Origin of the sequence: Myxacorys almedinensis A, from assembly GCF_010091945.1 — a bacterium.
GTDB classification, from domain to species: Bacteria; Cyanobacteriota; Cyanobacteriia; order Leptolyngbyales; family Leptolyngbyaceae; genus Myxacorys; species Myxacorys almedinensis.
The window spans coordinates 76,153-97,361 of record NZ_WVIE01000005.1; the positions used below are offsets into that span (position 1 = coordinate 76,153).

The following is a 21,209-nucleotide window of genomic DNA, read 5'->3' on the forward strand; positions in this document are numbered from 1 at the left end:
CCATCACGGATTTGGCAATAGCGGCAAGAGCAACGTCACAAAATAATAGACCAACGGCGCGGTAAACACGTAGCTATCCGCGCGATCGAGAATGCCACCATGACCGGGAATCAGTTGCCCAGAGTCTTTTACGCCAGCGTCGCGCTTCATCATCGATTCGGTGAGGTCGCCGAGTAAACTTGCAACTCCGATGAGCAAGCCCAACAACACGCCGGTGATGGGCCAGCCCGACCAATCGAGATACCACGAACCGACAACGCCCACGGCAACACTCGCAGAAACGCCAAACACCGCACCTTCGACTGTTTTTTTGGGGCTAATATCGGAAAGGCGAGTGCGCCCGATCCATTTGCCGATAAAGTATGCACCGATGTCTGCTGCCCAAATGCAGAGAAAGGCTAGAAACGTGTTGGTCAGCCCTTGAGGTAAGGCGTCTACCCCGTGCCAAGCGGTGATCCAGAAGCCATCGAGTGGAATGTTGCTCAAGTCGGCTTGACCGAGCGATCGCAGCCTGACCCAATAGCTCGGCAGATAGCCGCAGTAAAACAAGCCCATGATCGAGGTGGAAATGTCTGCGATCGTGGCAAACTTGGGCTGAAACAGCAGATAGAAACAAATAAACGTTCCGGCAACAGGGAAGATGGCATCTGCCAGCGAGGGATTTAAGTTTGAGACGACCAGCAAAATCTGGCTGACGACCAGCGTTGTTTTGGCAGCGGGGGCGATGCCTTTAGCGCGGGCAAGCTGAAAATATTCTAGTTGCCCAAGATAAATAATGATGCCAAAACAAATCGTGAAATACCATCCGCCCATGAGGATCATGGCTAAAGCAAGCACGATCGCGACAATTCCACTGAGGATTCGAGACCAAGGCATATAAACTAACCGTGCGTGAAGGGAACTTGGTCTAACTGTCTCAACTTTATCAACGGTGGCATTACTCCTTCAGGACTCTAAACGTTAATAGCAGGTTAAGCAGATTAAGAGTCACTTTGGAACACTTTATCAATGATTTGTGAGCAATAGCGAAGAGTGAATAATTATTTTAGGGATGAAGCGCCGAGCAACGTTAGGAATGGCTGTCGTTTGCGATCGCGTGGGATGTGCCAGACTTTCACCTAGTTTTAAACAGCCAGTTTCAAAAAGTCAGGGGTCTGAGCGGTGCGGTGTTTGTTTCCCGATGCCACAATGCCTAGTGTTCAATCCACCTTTTCCCCACTGAGGACAAAGATCGGATCGACGGCAGCAAAGGTTTGGTTTGTGCCGCGAGTTTCGAGGCGGTTGATAGCCGACTGCACCACTTCGATATTGCGGGCATGGAGTTCGGCAAAACTTTCTGAAATTTTGTAGAGGCTCTCTAAATTGGCAGCCGTGGCAACGACGCGCCCATGGGGGTTGAGATGGTGCCACACTTCGGTGAGGATATCTTTGATCGATCGTCCGCCCTCGATGCAGACGCGATCGGGGGGCATGGGTAAAGATTTTAGACAGTCGGGTGCGTTGCCTTCGATGATGGTGACATTGTGAACTCCAAAGCGATCGCAGTTGCGGCGAATCAGCCTGGCAACCTCTTCATCACGCTCTACGGCAATCATTTGCCCTGCCGGACATAGCAAACCTGCCTCGACGGGAATCGTTCCGGTTCCTGCGCCAATATCCCACAACACGGATGTAGATTTGAGCCGCAGTTGGCACAGCATCAATAGGCGAATTTCTCGCTGACTCATAGGAATGCCGGGCAAGTTCTCGAACAACTCGTCGGGAATGCCGGGGGTGACGTAAGACCAAAGCGGAGAAGCCATAGGATTTTAAATAGAGCTTAATTAATTTGGAAACGATGTCAGGAGTCTCGTTTGAAGTCCTTTTATCGTAGTTGGGCGATAGCAAAACGCAACAGTCCAAATGGAGACAGATTTATTGGACAACTTTATTGGATAACGCGCCATGTTTTTAGAGTGGAATCGGTGCAGCCTGTGATGAATCCGCCGAGTTTAAGGACGTGTTGAAGGTAGTTGAGGGCGTCTTGAGTGATGCGTTCTCCGGGCATCAGAACGGGAATGCCGGGGGGGTAAGGGCAAACGAGTTCGGCAGAGACGCGATCGCACGCCTGAGCCATTCCAACCGTCTCACTTCGAGCAAAAAACGCCTCACGGGGAGAACGTGCCTGCTTCACATCCAATGGCTCCCATCCGCTCACAGACTCATTCGCTTCACCGGCTTCCCCACTCGCGGCTAACGTCTCCCACGCTTCTACCAACCGCTCAACATCCGCCTCTGTGTTTCCCAAACTGAAAATAAACGTGACATGGCGCAAAGAGGGCAACTCAGCCGTTACGCCCAACTGCTGATGGAGAAGTTTATCTGCCGCAAATCCATCGATTTTAAGCTGAGAAACTGTCACCGTTAATCGAGTCCGATCGAGGGTATAAAAGCCTGATGTGGTTGCCTGTTTGGGAGTTAAGGTCGCTAATTTTGGAATCGTTTGCAGCCGCGATCGCGCCTCATCTGCTAAGCGTAACGTCCGCTCCATTAATTCCTGTCCTTGCGTTGCCATCTGCTCTCGCGCCGCATCCAACGACGCCAGCAACAGATAACTTGGACTTGTAGATTGAACGAACTGCAACGATTGGGACACACGATCGCGATCAATGCGATCGCCCTGAACATGCAGCATCGAAGCCTGCGTCAGTGCCGCTAGCGTTTTGTGGGTCGATTGCACACTTAGATCGGCTCCGGCGTCTAGGGCAGAGATCGGTAAATTAGGATGAAAGGCAAAGTGCGCTCCGTGAGCCTCATCGACGAGTAATGGAATGTTGTATCGATGGGTGAGATCGGCGATCGCTCGAATATCCCCGCCCACTCCAAAATAAGTCGGATACACCATCAGCACGGCTTTTACATCAGGATGCTGGTCTAGCGTTGCAGCGACCGTTTCAGGCGTAATGCTGTGAGCGAGGTCTAAGAGCAGATCGTATTCGGGTTGAATGAAAACGGGGATGGCGCCAGAGAGGATCAGAGCCGCGATCGCAGATTGATGCACATTGCGCGGCAGAATAATTTTGTCTCCCGGTTCACAGGTTGCCAAAATCGCGGCGACAATGCCGCAGGTTGAGCCGTTCACTAAAAACCAGGTGCGCTCTGCTCCAAAGGTCTGCGCGGCTAGGGCTTGGGCGGCTTCAATCACCCCCTGCGGTGCACATAGATTATCCAGTTCCGGCAATTCGGGAAGATCGGCTCGTAGCGCTTGCGATCCAATCAGCGCTTGAAGCGCAGTCGGGCTGCCCACGCCGCGTTTGTGTCCGGGCGTGTAGAAGGGGGCATGCGATCGCATCACACACGCACTCAGAGCATCCACTAACGGCAGTCGAGAATTGAGCATAGTCACACAGGACAAACTTCACGGATATTACTGGAAAACCTGCCCCCTCATCTCCCCAGACAGATGATTTGTCGCCAACTTCCTTTCTACGTTAGGAACGTCAAATTATTCGTTAGGATGTTCTATGGTCAACCCAACCACGATTCCCGATCCAACGATTCCTGATCCGGCTCCTCGCCCGACTCCCGAACCGTTCCCCAACCCAGAACCGATTCCATCTCCTACGCCGGAACCGTTTCCATCTCCCGTACCAGAACCCATTCCGGCTCCAGTTCCGGAGCCAGTCCCGTCTCCTGTACCAGAGCCTGTTCCGGCTCCTATTCCCCAAACCGTACCGGGACCTGTCTAACCGTTTGTCGTTAACTTACCTACTATGCTAAGAGCCGGGATTGTTGGACTGCCCAACGTTGGAAAATCGACTTTGTTTAATGCGGTGGTTGCCAATGCCAAAGCCCAAGCCGCCAACTATCCCTTCTGCACCATTGAGCCAAACGTTGGCATGGTGGCTGTGCCAGACGATCGGCTTAAAGTCCTCGCTGAGATTTCTGGCTCAGCCGAAATTTTGGCAGCGCGGGTCGAGTTTGTAGACATCGCCGGGCTAGTCAAAGGCGCGAGCCAGGGCGAAGGCTTGGGCAACCAATTTCTTGCCAATATCCGAGAAGTCGATGCGATCGTGCATGTGGTGCGCTGCTTTGAAGATGACGATGTGATTCACGTTTCCGGCTCGGTCGATCCGGTGCGAGATATTGAGGTGATCAATATAGAACTGGGATTGGCAGATTTAGATCAAGTAGAACGGCGAGTGGAACGTGCCCGGAAGCAAGCCCGCACCAGTAAGGAAGCTCAGATCGAAACCGCCGCCCTCGAAAAGCTGATTCCGGTGCTCAACGAAGGTAAACCCGCCCGCCAAGTCAGCCTAACTGACGAAGAAGAAGCACTGATCAAGCCACTGGGACTGTTGACCCGCAAGCCCATCATCTATGCCACCAACGTGTCAGAAGATGACCTCGCCGCCGGAAATGCCTGGGTTGAGCAAGTGAGAACGCTTGCCGCCGAGGAAAAGGCTCAAGTTGTGGTGGTGTCGGCGCAGGTAGAATCAGAACTGGTGGAATTGCCGGAGAGCGATCGCACCGATTTTCTAGAATCGCTAGGGGTCGAGGAAGGCGGCTTAAAATCGCTCATTCGCGCCACCTACGAGTTATTGGGACTGCGAACCTACTTCACCACCGGTCCAAAAGAAACCCGCGCTTGGACAATTCACGCTGGCATGGTGGCTCCCCAAGCCGCAGGCGTAATTCATACCGATTTTGAGCGGGGCTTTATTCGAGCCGAAACCGTCGCCTACACTGATTTGGTCACCACAGGCTCAATGGCTGGAGCCAAAGAAAAAGGCTTGGTTCGCAGTGAAGGTAAAGAATACGTTGTTCAAGAAGGCGATGTGTTGCTGTTCCGTTTCAATGTGTAAAATACTGAAGCTGTACCAGTGTAAAGATTGGCATGGCTTTCAGCAAAACTACGGAAGAGACTGTATAATTACAGATAGAAGGTTTCGCGGAAGCCTAGGGTTTAATTTCTACGCCTAATCCAACAGTTTGGATTTCATAGAGCCTCGATCGCAGCGATCGAGGCCTTTTAATGTCTACCTTCATCCCTCATCCTGGTTCATATGTGACAATAGAGTTAACGAATGTAAACATTTCTCAGACAGGACTCGATCACCATGCGTGTAATCCTCATGACGGGCAAAGGCGGCGTCGGTAAAACCTCGGTAGCTGCCGCAACGGGTCTTCGCTGCGCTGAATTAGGATATCGAACCCTTGTTCTGAGTACTGATCCGGCTCACTCTCTAGCCGATAGCTTTGATCTCGAACTAGGACACGAACCCAAAGAAGTGCGTCCCAATCTTTGGGGAGCCGAACTCGATGCCCTGATGGAGCTTGAAGGCAATTGGGGAGCCGTAAAGCGATACATTACCCAAGTTTTGCAGGCTCGCGGGCTTGAAGGTGTACAGGCAGAAGAACTCGCCATCCTTCCGGGCATGGATGAGATTTTTGGGCTGGTGCGAATGAAGCGCCACTACGACGAAGGCGAGTTTGATGTGCTGATCATCGATTCTGCCCCTACCGGAACGGCGCTGCGGCTCCTTAGCTTGCCGGAAGTGGGCGGTTGGTATATGCGGAAGTTCTACAAGCCGTTCCAGGGAATTTCGGTGGCGTTGCGCCCGTTGGTTGAGCCAATTTTTCGCCCGATCGCAGGGTTCTCATTACCCGACAAAGAGGTGATGGATGCGCCCTACGAGTTTTACGAACAAATCGAAGCGCTAGAAAAGGTTCTCACTGATCCCACTAAAACCACCGTGCGACTGGTGATGAACCCCGAAAAAATGGTGATCAAAGAATCGCTGCGTGCCCATGCTTATCTGAGCCTTTACAACGTGGCAACTGATTTGGTTGTTGCCAATCGGATTATTCCTGAGTCGGTTTCTGACCCGTTTTTCCAGGGGTGGAAGGCACAGCAGCAGGGCTATCGCCAAGAAATTCACGATAATTTTCTGCCGTTGCCAGTCAAAGAAGTGCCGCTTTATTCCCAAGAAATGTGTGGCTTAGAGTCTCTCGATCGCTTGAAAGAAACGCTCTATCCTAACAACGAAGATCCGACACAAATCTACTACAAAGAAACAACGCTGCGAGTCGTGCAGAAGCAAAATCAGTACAGCCTGGAACTTTACCTACCAGGGATTGCTAAAAACCAGGTTGAACTGAGCAAAACAGGTGATGAGTTAAACATCCGAATTGGCAACCATCGTCGTAACTTGGTGTTGCCGCAAGCATTGGCAGCGCTGCAACCATCGGGAGCCACGATGGAAGATGATTACCTCAAAATTCGCTTCTCTGATCCCTCATTTTTCACTTCAGCTTGATGTTTATTGGTTGAATAAAAATCAAGGGCACAGTTCCGGCTTCAGGACGTGCAGCTTCCACCAATCAAGCTCAATCGCCCCAACATCGATGTGGGGCATTCAGCCACACGCTACTTTCGGGGATTCGGTCTGCCCTTCCACCTCTACGATTTGCGCCATGCTTACGCCATTCGTGCCACGTTGACCTACGGCATGGATTACAAGCTCGTGGCAAAGATGATGGGGCACAGCTACGGGGTGCATGAGAGCATCTATCACCGATGGCTGAACTTGGATGTGGTTCAGGCTGTCTATGATGCGGCGATCAACCGGCGCGATCGCGTGCCACCTCTATAGAGAAAAGCTAGGAACGGGAGCTACTCTCGTTCCTAGCTTTTTCTCACCACAATACCCCCAGGGGAATTCGAATCAACGATACCGACCTTGGGCTTATGAGTCATGCGTACTACCTGCGATCGCGCTGTGTTGATTCAGGTAGCGAATAAATCCAACTTGCTTCGGCTTCGATGCTCGTTCTCGCTCATCAACAAACACTACAGCCCACTCCTCAGTCTGACTGACAAGGGCATCTACATAACGCTTCATCACTTTTTCGTCTCTTTGCATGTATGGATGAAGTGCCTGACGAATAAACTGCTCTCTCCATTCCGTTGGCGTTTTGTTTGTGTGCTTTCCAAGCTCTTCGGTTGCCAACACAAATGATGCACAGTATGCCCATACATCAAACTCTTTATTGTTACTCATGGCACAATGGTAAAAAGATTAGTAAGCACCTCCTAGCCTATCTAGGAGGTGCTTTTTTCATCATTCCCGTGTAAGTAAGGCATCATATCGATGTTGATTTAAATCACATATTCTATGGTTGCTTTCGCCCCTTCCGATGTTCCGTCTTCCGTCAATTCCGTTGAAAAGTTGATCGTGTGGGCAAACAGTTTGATGGATGAGTTGCATCCATCCGTGACCGCGATCGAAGCGTCAGGCGTTGCTGAGCGAGTTTGCGCCTCAGGCTTGTTCAAAATCACCGCCACCGACCCGGTGACATGGAGAGCGATTAGCCGCACCTCTATTCCCATCGGCTCATCGTGGCGACGGGGCAACGCCAAAATCTGGACATTTGCTCAAGACATCAGCAGTCAGGCGATTCCCACGGAATACAAGAGCTAAATGGCACGGGGAACGATCAATCCAGTTGATTTTTCTGGGGCACCTGGCGGCGGCGGCGGCTCGTTCGGTGGTGGAGCAGCGCGCCCTGGCGGCTTACCTGGCGGGTTGCCCCGTGGCTTTCCTACCAGTGGCTTGCCGCGCGGGGTTCCAGGAAACAACATCGTGCCGTTCCGCCCCCCTCCCGCCGCCACGCCCGGCGGGGGACGTGCCCCACTCCCACCCCCGACCGCGCCCATAACACCGCCTCAACCCGCCACCCCCCCAAGCAGTTTTAGACCGCCAGTTTTAGACGTGCCCAAACCGTTCACCCCGCCACTAGTTCCGCCACCGCCCGATCCGAACAAGCCGCGCCCCGCGCCACCGACCCCAGCAGAGCCGTTCGGAGTTCCCGCCGTCATCTATCACGTCACCGTAAACTGGACGGTGACGCGACCCGGTTTCTTTGGGGGAATGTTTCCAACGAACTACTCTCAAGTATTCGCTGTGGAAGCGCCCATTTATGGGTTGAACTTCATCAAGGCCAAATCCGCATCTGATTACGACAAACTTTTTCTAGATGCAGGCAATCAAAGCATTGGTGTATGGCCGGGGGCAGTTCCCCCTGATCCGAACGCCAAAGTCACGAATTACTACATCCCCAAAATTCAGAAGTTGGGCGACCCTCCGATCGACCTGACAGCGCCCACACTCACCCCCCCGCCTGTCCTCGTTCCCGATCGCATTCCTCAGCAATTGCCTCCCGGCATTCCCGATCCGGTTGAACCGATCATCGTTCCCGATGTCATTCCTCAGCAATTGCCGAAAGGCGTTCCCGATCGCGAGTATCCGGAACCCAATCAAGAACCTCAACCTCAACCCGAAGAACCGGAACAACCAAACCCCGAACCCGAAACCCCCCCAGAAGACAACCCAAAAAAACCACCCGTTCCCCTCCCCACTCCCACCCCGCAGCCCCCTCCAGCGCCGGAACCACCGCCAGAGCCAAAACCACCAGAGCCAAAACCCGCAGACCCAGAGCGAGAACCCGAAACTCCCCCACTCATTTTCCCGCCGCCTACACCCAGACCTGATCCGCGTCCTACTCCGTTGCCCACCCCAGCGCCGGAGCCGCCGCCATTTCCAAACCCAAACCCCATCCCGCAGCAGGTTCCAAACCCATTTTCAAATCCGTTTTCAAACCCAAACCTCATCCCGCAGCAGGTTCCAAACCCATTTTCAAATCCATTTCCATCCTCCCCTCCTACCCCAAATCCAAACCCTGTCCCATCACCCGGTCCGCAAACTCATCCTCAACCGGAGCGCCCGGCACAAACTCCATCCCAACCGCAACCGCAAACTCCATCCCAACCAGAGCGGCCGGGGCAGGTTCCATCAGCAGTCCCCTCAGCGCCGGGGGCACCCTCACCGCAAGCCCCTCCCCTCGCTAACCCCAACCCCATCCCAACCCCTAACCCATCCCCTAACTCACCGCCGCTTAATCTTCCTCAGCCTACACCTCCCCCCGTTCCTGAACCTGATTGTCCTTGTGCTCCCGCCATGAGTTGCAGATTCCAACCTGAACCCCAAACAACCGTTAGCGTTCGTGTCTTTAAAGAATGCGTTCTAGGATTTCCCGTATTTGACACCATGTCGATTAAAACCTATACCGCAGAGGCAGCTAAAACCGTGCTGATGTTTGATCGCATGGCAAATATTGAGGCCCAAAACTGTATTCCACCCGATCTTCTTCCTGATGAGGGCAGCCCAGCCCCCACAACGGCGATCGCGGTAAAAACCTTCAAGTCCTGCACAAAAGTAGGTAGTGATGGCACTGTGGTAGAGGAAATTGATTTTGAAGAGCAAGTGTTGCAAGTGCCTCAAGCCGAAGCCGCCTTATATCAATCGTTGTTTGATCGGCTTTTTGATCTTGCGACCGCGCAATGCGATCGCATTGACAACAATCAATCCCTAAAACGCATCTACAACATTCTTGGTGGGAACACCTGGTTTGGTTCGCCCCGACCAGAAGGGCTTGACCCAGACACGCCTCACTACAATCGTGACCTAGCGACCGACTTACTCAGCCTGAGTAACCTGCTGTACGACAATGGCGAGCCAACCGCATCAACATCTTGGAATTTGATTGATTTGGTCCGTAACAGCCTAACGCCCATCTTCTACCATGCTGGCTTGCATCAATTTCCCGCCACCGTCCCCCAGTCGTTACTGACCTACTCAGATGGTCAGACTACATCGATCAACAACGTGACCGACCTTCTAGGTTGGCTCGTTAAGCAACTAGACGCACTGATGGGACAGTTTCCCATCGAGATTGAAATAGAAGACGCCGATCCACTCCAGGAAGGCAATCAGACCAAGAAAATAGAATTGCCTAACCTCTCCGAAGCGATTGCAGAACTCTATGGACTGGCAATCACTAGCAGCACCAATTCTGATGTCGCGATTAACATGCTCATGCGATTGGTTGCTGAGGTGATTGGAACAAAGAATGCAACTCTGATCACTCAGGACTATGCGAAAGCGAATGCATCGTATTTGGGATATAAAGGCAATCCAAAACGTCGTGAAGTTGACTACTCATTCGACCCAACCAAGTTAGACACACTCGACCAACTGCTAAAAGAGTCGAAAGGATACATTCAGGGATGGGAAGAAGACGATAAAAACTCCGTTGCTGAGTACCTGCAAAAACTCATGTTTGCATCAGGCGTGATTAAGGCGGCGTTCTTCCGAGACAGCAAGCTGATAGACAACCTGAAGAAAGAAGTTGAGGATTTAGCAACCGGATCGAAGGATGCGGATGATGGGGCGTGGGAACGCTTTAAGCAAGATCTCAACGATCCACTCTCTCCCTACAACGTCGGCACGGATAACCCTCAGCCACGCATTCGAGAGACTCCCTTTAGCCCTGAAGGTGACAATGGCTCTAGTTCTTGAAACCGCCCAACTGCTTAGCCGGACTATTCGGATCAACGCCTCAAATGGGGTTACCGGATCAGCGCTGCTCTCATCGAATAGTGGCTCGGTGTTGAAACCGCGCAAAATTGCCAACCTGTTTAAGCTGAAAGGGGAACAGGAGGAAGGCGGCATTCTCCAAAATATTTGGAACGCTGCCGCCACCCTAGTAGGTTGGATTGGCGGTCTGGTGAAAGGCATCACCTTCAGTGCTACGGCGGTGTTTCAGTGGGTTATCGGTCGGATCGAGCAGCTAAAGTCCTTTGATTGGAACGCCTCTGACGATGCATACAAACAATTGATGGAGTCGCAAAATACTCGAATTGCTTCAATTTGGGGCGGCGTTGTGGGCAAGGGGCTGGGATGGCTCGCTGGAATTGCGATCGGTGCTGGCGTCGGCTATCTCTGCCCGGTACTAGGGGGAGCAACGCTGGCGAAGACGATATCTACGGCGGTCGGGGTGGAAGCGCTAGAAGAGTTTCTCCCCGCGTTCCGCAATGCCCTCGTTCAAACGGCGGGGGAGTTCGCCAATCGCGGATTGCTCGTGGGATATATGAACTATCGAAACCTCCTCAAACGTGCCCCCCGCCCCCTGCTAGAGGCGATTTACGGAGCAGAGCAGGCAGACTTTATTCAAAACACATGGGGCAATAAAGGCGGCCCCAACATGTCGTTCAACTCTCAGATGGATGAATTGGTCGAATCCATCCAGAACGATGCCCTGCAAGCGTTTGTAGAAGAACTGCTAGATGAATCGTGGGACAGCTTTACGGAAGCTGGATTCGTAATCGCCCACGAACTCGACACAGCCTTGCAGCAGTACAGAGCCGGAAAACAGAACGAGAATGGCACTCCCAGGACGGCGTACCTCAAGCCCGACAAAGAGGCTGATGAGGTGCTGACGTTCACCTCGGTTCCTCAGAAGCTCCTGCAAACCTCGGTGCAGGAGACTTTGAACTCTCACCGACTGATTCACAACCGCGATGTAGGGGCGATCGTTGGTCAGCCAGCGAGCAACTTAGGGCGAGCGCTGCCGCAGCTTCGGCAACTCGTGGTCGTCTTCCGAGACCGTCCTCGTCCACCGTGGCGGCACACCAACGGCGATCGCTGCCGGGAAGCGTCCTACACCATCCCTGACGTGAAATTAGGGTTGACTTGGCGGGATATCAAAGAGGTGTCTGAAGCTTACATGTGGGGCAAGTATCGAGCGACTGCTCACCTCGACAATCGGCGTCAGATGGCAGTGTATGGAGCAACGCCAGAGGACGCCAAACTAAAACTCAGGGCATTGCTGAGACTATCCACCTCAGAGGTGCTATCGCTGTCGATCACCGAGGAAGAGGATAGACCCCAAAAGCTGAAAAAAACTCCCACCAAAATGTATCCCGTCTACTTCACACTGCTGGCCCGACGGAACACAATCGATGGGCAGGGACGAACCACGCTCGACAACACCACCCTTGATGAAACGGTGCGGCGGATCGAAATGTGGGGAGAAAATCCCCCGGCAGGGATGCAACCGCTGCTCTGAAATCGTGTATTCACGGACATAAGAATTTTGACGAAACCCTACGGGTTCCTGTGTTTTTTGCATACACTTTGCTCTCACAGAAACATCCAAAATATTCGATAGATCCACTGAACTTTTGAAGATGTCTAGGGAATAGAGTGCAGCCATACCAACCTTTCAACAATTTGGATCTCTTTCTATGGCACGTCGCTTTTCACAAATTAAACGTGGGGCTGAATATAACAAGGGGCTAGACAACTACGTCCAGTACTTGCGTGATTCGGAGACTCGCCCAACGAAACGACTACAGGGCGGCGTGCGCGGGACGCGGCGCGTGTTGCTGATTCGGGCAGTAACTCCGTTTGGTATGACGCTTTCGGCTGGCGAGGTTTATCAGGTTCGGGCATCTCAAGACTCCATTACAGGCATTGGATCGGCTGTTGGGACGACTCGTTTAATTACGCCTGCCCCTACGGCAGATCTCAACATCAACAAAAAGTTTAAGCCTGCCCGTGTTTCTGCCTTTAGAGGGTCAGGCACGGCAAGCTACGTCCAGTCCAAGGTAACCAAGCTTTTTTACCTGAAGTACGAAGGAGACTCGTTCTCACTGCCATTTGGGGCACTTAACGAGACCGAGGAAGAGGCAGACGGGGCAAGAGCGGTAAGAGTGGCAGTTTTGAGTGTGTTTGGATCAGCCGACATCAAGCGTGTCTCGTTCTCACCAGAGCGTGTGCCCGTCTAATGGACGCTCTAAAGCTGCTTGACACACCTCTCATTGTTCTGCCGGGGATGACTGACGCAGACATTGACACCCAGTGGGACTTGCACGTCCTGCGGGTGCAAATGACCGACGGCTTTCTTCAGGGCACGATTGATCCAGAAACCTATTTTGACTTCATGGCTCAGCAGGGCTATGAGCCAGAACAGCTAATGGATGATGCAGAAGAGAATCTTCAGTTTGCGATTCAAAAGGGGCTAAAAATCGAGAAGTGAGTCATCCCATTCTGCAATTGGGCAATGTCCAGAATTGGACGTTGCTCTACAGTGAGACCTTGAACGCAGAAGAGACGTTTGCAGGGAGAGGATTTAGACCCATCCCTGCACGGCTCATTCCCTTGCAGATTGAGCATCGAATTTTAATCGTGGGAACAGCGAGCAATAAGGGGATTCGCTCGACCTGGAATACCGGCGGGTGGATCACACCCCTAATCGCGTGGGGTGGGAACAACAACACAATGGACGCGGATTTAGGCTCGTGGCGCATCCCGTTGAACAAACAGCGTCTCATACTGTTGCCTGACATCGCCCCGAATTACAAACTTCGATTCTCGACTCCCTCCTGGATGCAACAAATGTCAGTCACGATTTACCAGTATTCAGGCCCCGAAGACGACAGCACCGAACTCCTCATTGGGCAGTTGCAAACACAACTGGATCGAATTGAGGGTCAAATCTCGCCTAACTAATGTTCTCCTTTAAGCACCATGCCACTGTTTGATCTTGAGGGATCTTCTACCTCCCAAAACCGCAAAACCTCTGTCACTAGGGTTAGCAAGTCCGCATCTACTTTACCGGTCGCATTGCTGTCAGCAAACGAAAATCGGGTTGGCGCTACGATTTTTAATCGCAGTAGCTCAATTCTCTATCTTGATTTTGCTGAGCAATTGTCCCCTGAAGATTTTGCAGTAGAGGTTCCACCTGGTGGCTACTTTGAAACGCCGTTTTCGCCTGTAACGGGAATGTGGGGGCGCTGGCGATCGTCAAACGGCAAGGCGTTGATTCGAGATTTTGTAGAGGTATAAAAGCATGGGACTTTACAACCCGCCCCCCGTGGCGCTGGAACAGCCGAAAGCGAACACAGCTTCACACTACGCGATCAACGCAGCAACGACTTCCACCGCGCTACTAGCGGTCAATCTTGACCGTCTTGGGGCAACACTGTTTAACAACAGCACCGCTCGCCTGTATGTGAAATTGGGTGCAACAGCGACTACAACTGACTTCACGTTCCCCCTAGAGCCAAACGGTTACTATGAGGTGCCGTTTGGCTATACCGGCTCAATTGCGGGGGTGTGGGCGGCGGTTAATGGCAATGCGTTAATCTCTGAATTTCTGTAATGGCACTGCATAACCCGCCCATTGTCGATTGGTCAAAGCCGGGTGCGATCGGTGCGATCGCGCCAGCGCCAGCAACGTTCACCACGCTCGCAACGACGGCGGCTCCCTATTCCTCAGGGCAAAGTTTCCTCTTTGTTCGGGGTAGCACTGGGGGGCTGACACTCGCTCCCCTCACCTTTGATGGAACGGCGTTTCGTCCTCTCACCAGCAATGGCGGGGTCGGGTCGCTGACGATCGTTGCCAATCGCCAGTTTGAAGCGGGGCTATCCCTGATTAATAGCCATGTCAACGGTCGGGGACTACGGATTGACCTTCCAGGGGTTACGGCAAATCAGCCCGTCATCTATGGATCAGGCGACAATTACACCAAAAATTGGTCGTTTTGGTTCAACCCTTCCATGTCGCTGCTGACGCTTGACAGCGTGAAATTTGGCGTTCTCAATACAACCGCATCTACCGCTCCAAATAACGGGGCGCTGACTGTCAACGGCGGCATGGGTGTGGGCGGCGCACTCAATGCAGGCGGCACGATATCGGGAACGATGATCAGACCTGGTTCGTACACTGTTGCAACCGTGCCAACCGCCAGCGCCAATGCCGGGGCAATGATTTACGTCTCCAATGAAATTGGAGGGGGCACCATCGCCTTTAGTGATGGCACGACCTGGCGACGGGTTCACGACCGAGAAGTTATCTCTTAACGTTATGCAGCAAACCAGAACGACACAACTTGTCCCTTACGAACTGTTGGCGCGATGGGACGATGCTGGCAATTTCAAGGGGGCACATATTCAATTTCTAGGGAAGGTTTTAGACGACGACGGCAATGCGATCGCATCTCAACTGATGCCGCCACAAGCAATCTCAGTTGGGGAGCAGGCAGGATTTCCGCTCTCCGAAATCTTGGATCAACTGCACATCGATGCGCTCAAACGCATTGAGGCGCTAGAGCTTCAAATCGAATCACTCAATCAAGCTAGTAACCCATGAAAATCACTCGTCAACTCAAACAGAGAATCGCCTTCATCGCCTTTCAAATTGCCATTGGGCAACTCAACACGCGGGAAGCGATCGCAGACACCCTGCGAGCCTTCTTAAGCGAATTGGAGCCGCAAATCGATGCAAATCAGAACTGAAGCAGTCATCTTTGCCATCAGCTTTCTCTCCTTCTGTTCGATGATCACCATGAGCGTCTGGAAGTCTGCGGCGTCCGTGAGCCGCATACAGCACAACCTGGAGAAGAAAGATATTTTGCTGGAAAGTTTACAAGATAAGCTGACCCTGCACTTTAATGGGTTGAAGGAACGATTCGAGCATTTTGCCCAGCGATCGCGCGGAGAAGTGCAGGCGTTAGAGAAGCGGGTGCAACAGATGGAACGATTCCTGCAAAAGTCAACCAACTTTGATCCGAGGGACTAAGACGATGAGCATGGATGATGAAATCCGAATCGCGGTGGGCATAGTGCGGCTGTGGTTGCTGCAAGAGGGACTGATGGATAAGCATTCAACGGCGATCGCACTCCAACAACTAACCCTGGAAATTCAGCGCAACATTGCAATCGTGGGGGATGGCGGTCGGGGGAGAGCCGAAAATTCCCCGAAGGATGTTATTTCCTCTGACGGCTTAAATTTGGTGAATATTAGCTCCACACTCTAGGTGGACTAGATTTGGACTATATTACCGTTCGGTTATAGTCTGAAACCCTCAGTTTCTCGTGGGATGACACACCTTCCAGGAACGAGAGAGTGGGGGTTTTCCTAGGGTCTTCTGCGGTGTGGGGCAGAAGGTCAGGAGGGTACAAGCTCGCGACTTTTGATGAAATGCCCGATCGATGAGCGAATTAACCGCTTCTTTGAGGAGTCAAGATTTTCGTACCAAACGAACGACTCGTTAACCTTAACGACTTGATAATGATGATGGATTCCAAATTCGTTGGGCTTGTCCGTCCAGACTTGGTTCGTGACAACTAGTTGTGTCATAAGGGTTAGTTGGGTTTGTGGCAGAAGGTCATTACTCTAACCCAAGGCGATCGCTGATCACTTGCCAGATGCGACGATTCTCGGTTTGCAGTCCTCTCACTTCTGATTGCATTTCATCAATGCGATTTAGAACCTGGTCAAACCGGTCATCTATCCGCGCCATTCGCACTTCATTGCGCTCCATGTATTGCAATTGTGCTTCTGCAAGTCGTTCAACGGCATTGGTGGTGATGGCATTGTTTTGATAAAAGGCGTCGATCAATCGGTTGAGTGAGATTTTGACATCGGTCATGTCAACTTCGAGACGTTCCACCCGATCGGGCAGGTTGTTTGAGGATTGGTCAGTCATAATTGAAGTGCTAATAAGTATTCATATTTTAAGCCCTCCCAGATTGGAACTGGAAGGGCTTTTTTGCGCTCTCAAACTGTTAGCTAATCGCTACTCCACTGCAGACAGTTTATGTTCCTCATGCCATTCTTCACCACTGTCATCGGTAGGTTGCGCTCCTTCGACAACGCAGTAGCTCCAGGCGTACTTGTCTCGCTTTAGCCCAATGATGTGACCAATATCCCCATCTGCCTGAACTTTCTGACCGAGATGGAATTTGGGCATCATGAATGGAATTACAGAGTGATCAATTCGGATTTGTTCAACCATTATTAGCCTACCTTTGATACGTTTAAGCCCCTCACGACAATATTGCTGTGAGGGGCTTAAACGTATCATTCCCAAGCTGTTGGTTGATCAGCAGATCGCGGTGAGTGGAAACGCCGCGATCGCACCTCAGAATTATGCCGACTTGGGCTTGGCAGACTGTTTATGGCTTAAATGCTCTAACCGAGCCTTCACAGCAGCAGGACTCTTAAGTTTCATGGCGTTAAGCATTTGCTCAATCTCTGTTTTCATGACTCTTCCTCATCCCAATTAACATACAACTCTTGAAGATCTTTTTCGGTCTGAGCTTCATAGTATTCATCCTGTTCTAGGCGTTGATTGCATTCATCGTGCCAAGATTGCGGATAGTCCATATTGTAACAACCTCCGGTGGGCTTTCCGTCATCATCAAGACTACTCGTAAAAGCATCGCCGCCTTGCAGCATTGCTCTTGCCTGCTCTCCTCCTCGCTGCATTACATCTTCATCGGTCATATCATCTTCACCATCGTAGCCACGCCATGACTTTGGCATAATTGAATTACCTCGATTGTTTGGGGTGAACCAGGGTGGGAGGTTCCAATTTCACGCCCTGGTTTCAGAATTTGATGTTTAATTGAAGTCTCTGTAGCGGGATAAACAGCCTACGGAGCGCCGCCAAGGGAAGTTCGCGCTTCCGCTTGGCTCTGAATGCTAGATCATTGTGCTTACTCTCCTAATTACAAAATTCGAGTCAACGCTGAAGTATGTGGGTCATGCTTCAGCGTTTTTGTTTGGACCAAAATAGGCGGGGAGTTCGTGAATAGAACAGTCCAGAAGCAGGCAGAGAGCCTGAACCTGCTTGATCGTCAGGCGAGGCTCGCGGTTACCCGACGTCCAGTAATAAACTGCCCTTGGCGATACACCAAGCGCTTTTGCTACGTCTTCTGGAGTTTTGCTCTTGTCCTGTAAAAGGCTCATGAACTGCGAATCGTGTCTATTTTTGCTCATTCTAACTGAACTCTTGTTCATGAACAAGTGTTCAGTTAGAATATTCAGGACTGAACACTTGTTCGGTTGACGTAGCGGTGTAGGGCTAGATTTGCCGTCCTTCCCTGCACTGCTCCTCAAAAATCATCCCCCACTACCTCTCTAAGAGATAGCGGGGGATGCCAGTATGCGATCGCTTGCCGCGATTCGCCCGTTAGATAAACACTTGAACCTAAGGATAGACCATGCAGACTCAACACCGCTCAAACAGCGCCATCCTCGAACTGATAGCCGACGAATGGGGGTCACACCTAGAGCGCTTCTCCTACGCCCAAAAAACAGAAGCCCTCGTCATCCTCAGCCACCTGCTGCATACCCACTCCCTTGCAGATGTTCAGAGCCACCTCCTGCCCAGAAACTTTCTGCTCCTGCTTAACCAACTCACCGTTAAGGGGCTGCTGGGATTAGTGACAGCGATCGCCCATCAGCTACGCGACGACAAATAAAAACGCGATCGCTACGCAAGCTCCGAAGGATCGCATCAACCAGGAAAGACATGTTTGCAGACGTTTACATCTCTACGGCTGAGCTTAAGCCGCTTCTAGTTCAGGCAATCTCTCTGAAGCTCAAACACCCCATCTCAGAAGATGACATCACCCAAATTAACTCCTCTGCCGATGACGACGGAGACCTAACCGCAATCTCCGTGACGTTTGAACTTCGCGACGACGAATAAAAACGCAAAAAGGGGGAAAGAGTGTCATCAGCACCCTTCCCCCCCTTTTTTTTGGATTCCGCAATCCGTATACACCCTTCCACGTTGTGACGAATAAAACAACGTGAGATACACGCTTACAAAACACTCAAACCAATGCTATCAACCTTTTCCAAGCATACTTCCAAATCAGATGCTCTTGCTGACCTGGAGGCAACCGCCCGCGTCCGCTTTGAGGACAGGGTTCTAGAGTCTACCGCTCTCAACCTCACCAGTCCAGAGCTTGCCAGAAAAGAACTTGCTCAACTTGGCAGAAGCTATGACATTCCGCTAGAAGTCATGGAGCAGGTCGCTGAGGTCTTAATGAAAGACCGCCTAGGCGTAGACCTGGAAGAGCGAGAATTCACTCGCATGGTAGAAAGCATCCGTGACATCGAAGCGATCGTAGATGCCGGGCTGCGGGAATTCAAACTTGCCAAGCTCGCCAAGCGCCTCAAAATCCCGCAATCGTCCATGATGAACGCCTACCACAAGGCGCTGATCAACCAAGCCCCATTCGTTGCATACGACATGGATCAACTCGATGATCTTTGTGTCCAGGTCAAGGAGTGGATCGTTAACGGATGGATTCCGAAAGGCATTGTTCTCCTACTCCACGCCCTCGGTGGCACCGGCAAGTCTCTGCTGATTTACGAACTCATCGAGTGCATCGTCAAGGGGCAGCCGTGGAATGGCTACCCTGTGGCTCAAGGAAGAGTCCTCATTCTGCAATCCGATGAACCCGTTATCGTCACTCGTGAACGCCTCAAAATTCGAGATCTTGAGAAATCTCACCCCGTGCAGTTGGTACCCGGCTGGCAAGTTGAGAACATGCCAAGACTGGAAGCCTACCTGAAGCAGTACCAGGATGCAGGAGACCCGGTGCGATTCTGCATGATTGACTCGGTGACAGCGATCAACCGGAACACGTTGATCAGCGAGAACGACACCGAATACGCTCGTTTCATGCTCCAACTCAACGACCTTGGCGATCGCTACGGGTGCACCTTTGCCGTCGTGCACCATTCCAACTCTGAGGGGCAATCACGCGGCACTAAAGCCCTCTACAACTCTGCTTCAGAAGTATGGGGCATGGGGGTAACCGATGAGCAGAGCGGGGAACGAGTCATCCGGGTGCAGAAAACTCGTATGGGACGCCCCCCAGGGCGCTATAAGTTCCAATTCGATGAAGAGACCTTTACCTTTGCCTACGTCGGTCAGGAAGGGGAAGAGACCGAGGAAACTGCCCACACCGAGAAGCGGATCGAATTGTGGCTGAATGAAGATGCCAATCTTGGGGTCGGGTTTGAGGCAGAAGAAATTGCTCACCATCTGCAATTGAATCGAAACACCGTCCGCAAAGTTTTGAAGGAGATGTGGGCAAAGGGTTTAGCACTGAGGTATCCAAAAGGACACAACAGAACCATGCTTTACCACTGCGGGACAAGGTTGATCGAGGGGGAAGGTCGATCAACCCGCGATCAACCCGCGATCAAAGGCTCCAACGGAGACCAAATGGACGTTTCAAGCTCTATTGATCGGTTGATCGACCAAAACGCGGATTTTTCACTGTTGAAAAACGCGAATTTAGGCGATCAACCGATCAATAGCCCGATCCAAGAGGCGACCAACGGAATAGATAAAAGGGTTGTAGCCTTTGATCGCCAAGTTGATCGACCGGTTGATCGCGGGTTGATCGACCCCCCTGCTATTGACAACAACTTAACAGAAGTTAACGTTGGCGATCTGGTCATTGCCAGTGCTAAAGCTACGTGGTTTAGGTATAAAAGTGACAAACTTCCTTACCGTGAAATCAAGGACAAGAGTTTCGTTGAAATCAACGCCTTGAGTGAGCCACTGTTCTTTGAATTAATCGAACCCAGTAAGGTATTGGAGGTCAACGGCGATCGCGTCAGGGTCAGAAACCAGCGAACCGCTAAAACCAGCGTCTTCTACCTCAAAGATGTGAGCCGATTGGAGAAAGCCCATCATGATTAGCTGCCAAGACTGGATCGATAGATTCCGTGAGGACTATCTACAGCGCGGTAGCAGTGAGACAACCTGGAAGACCGACTATCAGAAGATTCTCAACCGTTTGCCTCAGCAAGCGCCGTTGACGGCAGCGCTACTGCATCAAACCGTGCTTGATACTCCGGTCAATACCAAAACTCGCAAGCGCTGCTGCATGGTGGTAGGTGCGATCGCACGGTTTGCAGGCATCGAATACGACCCCTCACCCTATGCTGGCAAGTACTCGCCTAAAGCCGTGCAGCCGCGTGACCTGCCCTCCGATGGTGCGATCGCAGAAACCTACGATCGTTTGACAAATTTAGGGTGGAAGTGGGTCTACGGCGTGATTGCTACCTATGGCTTACGTCCTCACGAGGTCTTTCGTCTCAATCTAGAGGAAATTCAAAAAGGGAATCCCGTCATTTTTGTGGGAGACAACACCAAAACGGGTTCTCGCCCGGTCTGGGCCTTCCACCCCGAATGGGTTAATCGGTTCCAAGTCTCAGACGTGCAGCTTCCACCAATCAAGCTCAATCGCCCCAACATCGATGTAGGGCATTCAGCCACACGTTACTTTCACGGATTCGGTCTGCCCTTCCACCTCTACGATTTGCGCCATGCTTACGCCATTCGTGCCACCTTGACCTACGGCATGGATTACAAGCTCGTGGCGAAGATGATGGGGCACAGCTACGGGGTGCATGAGAGCATCTATCACCGATGGCTGAACTTGGATGTGGTTCAGGCTGCCTATGATGCGGCGATCAACCGGCGTGATCGCGTGCCACCTCTATAG

At 51.9% G+C, this 21,209-nt stretch carries 29 protein-coding genes; 21 read left to right on the forward strand and 8 right to left on the reverse strand.

The window, feature by feature from the left end:
* Positions 1-3: 3 nt before the first annotated feature.
* From GS601_RS05600 to GS601_RS05610, 3 genes are all read right to left on the reverse strand, one after another.
* Positions 4-876: a phosphatidate cytidylyltransferase gene (locus GS601_RS05600; RefSeq protein WP_162422289.1), complete on the reverse strand. Its 873-nt coding sequence runs from the start codon at positions 874-876 to the stop codon at positions 4-6.
* A gap of 323 nt (positions 877-1,199) precedes the next feature.
* The gene (cbiT, locus tag GS601_RS05605; protein WP_162422290.1) at positions 1,200-1,802 is read right to left on the reverse strand and encodes a precorrin-6Y C5,15-methyltransferase subunit CbiT; all 603 of its coding nucleotides are present in this window, start codon (positions 1,800-1,802) and stop codon (positions 1,200-1,202) included.
* Positions 1,803-1,927: 125 nt separating this feature from the next.
* Complete coding sequence (locus tag GS601_RS05610) at positions 1,928-3,379, reverse strand: aminotransferase class I/II-fold pyridoxal phosphate-dependent enzyme (protein WP_162422291.1); 1,452 nt, start codon at positions 3,377-3,379, stop codon at positions 1,928-1,930.
* A 124-nt stretch (positions 3,380-3,503) separates the two neighbouring features.
* Here GS601_RS05610 and GS601_RS05615 point away from each other — a divergent pair, with 124 nt between their 5' ends.
* From GS601_RS05615 to GS601_RS05630, 4 genes are all read left to right on the forward strand, one after another.
* Complete coding sequence (locus tag GS601_RS05615) at positions 3,504-3,728, forward strand: hypothetical protein (RefSeq protein ID WP_162422292.1); 225 nt, start codon at positions 3,504-3,506, stop codon at positions 3,726-3,728.
* Positions 3,729-3,752: 24 nt separating this feature from the next.
* Positions 3,753-4,844, forward strand: coding sequence for a redox-regulated ATPase YchF (gene ychF, locus GS601_RS05620; RefSeq protein WP_162422293.1), 1,092 nt, complete (start codon positions 3,753-3,755; stop codon positions 4,842-4,844).
* 255 nt (positions 4,845-5,099) lie between these two features.
* A complete protein-coding gene (locus GS601_RS05625) occupies positions 5,100-6,299 on the forward strand; it encodes a TRC40/GET3/ArsA family transport-energizing ATPase (protein WP_162422294.1) in 1,200 nt (399 codons plus the stop codon).
* A 48-nt stretch (positions 6,300-6,347) separates the two neighbouring features.
* Positions 6,348-6,635, forward strand: a complete 288-nt coding sequence (locus tag GS601_RS05630) for a site-specific integrase (protein ID WP_162422295.1) — start codon at positions 6,348-6,350, stop codon at positions 6,633-6,635.
* 93 nt (positions 6,636-6,728) lie between these two features.
* Here GS601_RS05630 and GS601_RS05635 read toward each other — a convergent pair whose 3' ends face one another.
* Complete coding sequence (locus GS601_RS05635; RefSeq protein WP_162422296.1) at positions 6,729-7,043, reverse strand: hypothetical protein; 315 nt, start codon at positions 7,041-7,043, stop codon at positions 6,729-6,731.
* A 114-nt stretch (positions 7,044-7,157) separates the two neighbouring features.
* Here GS601_RS05635 and GS601_RS05640 point away from each other — a divergent pair, with 114 nt between their 5' ends.
* The 13 genes from GS601_RS05640 (at position 7,158) to GS601_RS05700 (ending at position 15,703) form a co-directional block, all read left to right on the forward strand.
* Positions 7,158-7,463 carry a glucose-6-phosphate dehydrogenase gene (locus tag GS601_RS05640; protein WP_162422297.1) on the forward strand — a complete coding sequence of 102 codons (306 nt, stop codon included), beginning with the start codon at positions 7,158-7,160 and terminating at the stop codon, positions 7,461-7,463.
* Positions 7,464-10,400, forward strand: coding sequence for a hypothetical protein (locus GS601_RS05645; RefSeq protein ID WP_162422298.1), 2,937 nt, complete (start codon positions 7,464-7,466; stop codon positions 10,398-10,400). It begins immediately after the preceding gene.
* A complete protein-coding gene (locus tag GS601_RS05650) occupies positions 10,384-11,949 on the forward strand; it encodes a hypothetical protein (RefSeq protein WP_162422299.1) in 1,566 nt (521 codons plus the stop codon). Before GS601_RS05645 ends, GS601_RS05650 begins: the two co-directional genes overlap by 17 nt.
* A 178-nt stretch (positions 11,950-12,127) precedes the next feature.
* Positions 12,128-12,670, forward strand: coding sequence for a hypothetical protein (locus tag GS601_RS05655; protein WP_162422300.1), 543 nt, complete (start codon positions 12,128-12,130; stop codon positions 12,668-12,670).
* Positions 12,671-12,717: 47 nt separating this feature from the next.
* On the forward strand, positions 12,718-12,921 hold the full coding sequence (locus tag GS601_RS05660; protein ID WP_162422301.1) for a hypothetical protein: 204 nt from the start codon (positions 12,718-12,720) through the stop codon (positions 12,919-12,921).
* Positions 12,918-13,394: a hypothetical protein gene (locus GS601_RS05665; RefSeq protein ID WP_162422302.1), complete on the forward strand. Its 477-nt coding sequence runs from the start codon at positions 12,918-12,920 to the stop codon at positions 13,392-13,394. The genes GS601_RS05660 and GS601_RS05665 overlap by 4 nt, the downstream gene beginning before the upstream one ends.
* An 18-nt stretch (positions 13,395-13,412) precedes the next feature.
* Complete coding sequence (locus GS601_RS05670) at positions 13,413-13,730, forward strand: hypothetical protein (protein ID WP_162422303.1); 318 nt, start codon at positions 13,413-13,415, stop codon at positions 13,728-13,730.
* Positions 13,731-13,734: 4 nt separating this feature from the next.
* Positions 13,735-14,046: a hypothetical protein gene (locus GS601_RS05675; protein WP_162422304.1), complete on the forward strand. Its 312-nt coding sequence runs from the start codon at positions 13,735-13,737 to the stop codon at positions 14,044-14,046.
* Positions 14,046-14,747 carry a hypothetical protein gene (locus GS601_RS05680; protein WP_162422305.1) on the forward strand — a complete coding sequence of 234 codons (702 nt, stop codon included), beginning with the start codon at positions 14,046-14,048 and terminating at the stop codon, positions 14,745-14,747. The genes GS601_RS05675 and GS601_RS05680 overlap by 1 nt, the downstream gene beginning before the upstream one ends.
* Before the next feature lie 4 nt (positions 14,748-14,751).
* A complete protein-coding gene (locus GS601_RS05685; protein WP_162422306.1) occupies positions 14,752-15,036 on the forward strand; it encodes a hypothetical protein in 285 nt (94 codons plus the stop codon).
* Positions 15,033-15,182 carry a hypothetical protein gene (locus GS601_RS05690; RefSeq protein WP_162422307.1) on the forward strand — a complete coding sequence of 50 codons (150 nt, stop codon included), beginning with the start codon at positions 15,033-15,035 and terminating at the stop codon, positions 15,180-15,182. The genes GS601_RS05685 and GS601_RS05690 overlap by 4 nt, the downstream gene beginning before the upstream one ends.
* Positions 15,166-15,465: a hypothetical protein gene (locus GS601_RS05695; RefSeq protein ID WP_162422308.1), complete on the forward strand. Its 300-nt coding sequence runs from the start codon at positions 15,166-15,168 to the stop codon at positions 15,463-15,465. Before GS601_RS05690 ends, GS601_RS05695 begins: the two co-directional genes overlap by 17 nt.
* Positions 15,466-15,469: 4 nt before the next feature.
* On the forward strand, positions 15,470-15,703 hold the full coding sequence (locus GS601_RS05700; protein ID WP_162422309.1) for a hypothetical protein: 234 nt from the start codon (positions 15,470-15,472) through the stop codon (positions 15,701-15,703).
* A 354-nt stretch (positions 15,704-16,057) separates the two neighbouring features.
* Here the strand turns inward: GS601_RS05700 and GS601_RS05705 are convergent, their stop codons facing one another.
* From GS601_RS05705 to GS601_RS05720, 4 genes are all read right to left on the reverse strand, one after another.
* Positions 16,058-16,375 carry a hypothetical protein gene (locus tag GS601_RS05705; protein WP_162422310.1) on the reverse strand — a complete coding sequence of 106 codons (318 nt, stop codon included), beginning with the start codon at positions 16,373-16,375 and terminating at the stop codon, positions 16,058-16,060.
* A gap of 90 nt (positions 16,376-16,465) precedes the next feature.
* Entirely contained in the window at positions 16,466-16,684 is a 219-nt protein-coding gene (locus GS601_RS05710) for a hypothetical protein (RefSeq protein WP_238393103.1), read from the reverse strand.
* Between the two features lie 245 nt (positions 16,685-16,929).
* Positions 16,930-17,214, reverse strand: coding sequence for a hypothetical protein (locus GS601_RS05715; RefSeq protein WP_162422312.1), 285 nt, complete (start codon positions 17,212-17,214; stop codon positions 16,930-16,932).
* Between the two features lie 219 nt (positions 17,215-17,433).
* Positions 17,434-17,691 (reverse strand): helix-turn-helix transcriptional regulator, encoded by a 258-nt coding sequence (locus GS601_RS05720; RefSeq protein WP_338016967.1) that lies wholly within the window; start codon positions 17,689-17,691, stop codon positions 17,434-17,436.
* Between the two features lie 203 nt (positions 17,692-17,894).
* Between GS601_RS05720 and GS601_RS05725 the strand changes: the two genes are divergently transcribed.
* From GS601_RS05725 to GS601_RS05740, 4 genes are all read left to right on the forward strand, one after another.
* Positions 17,895-18,155: a hypothetical protein gene (locus tag GS601_RS05725; RefSeq protein WP_162422314.1), complete on the forward strand. Its 261-nt coding sequence runs from the start codon at positions 17,895-17,897 to the stop codon at positions 18,153-18,155.
* 50 nt (positions 18,156-18,205) lie between these two features.
* Entirely contained in the window at positions 18,206-18,385 is a 180-nt protein-coding gene (locus GS601_RS05730; RefSeq protein ID WP_162422315.1) for a hypothetical protein, read from the forward strand.
* A gap of 135 nt (positions 18,386-18,520) precedes the next feature.
* Positions 18,521-20,401 carry an AAA family ATPase gene (locus GS601_RS05735; protein ID WP_162422316.1) on the forward strand — a complete coding sequence of 627 codons (1,881 nt, stop codon included), beginning with the start codon at positions 18,521-18,523 and terminating at the stop codon, positions 20,399-20,401.
* On the forward strand, positions 20,394-21,209 hold the full coding sequence (locus GS601_RS05740) for a site-specific integrase (protein ID WP_238393104.1): 816 nt from the start codon (positions 20,394-20,396) through the stop codon (positions 21,207-21,209). Before GS601_RS05735 ends, GS601_RS05740 begins: the two co-directional genes overlap by 8 nt.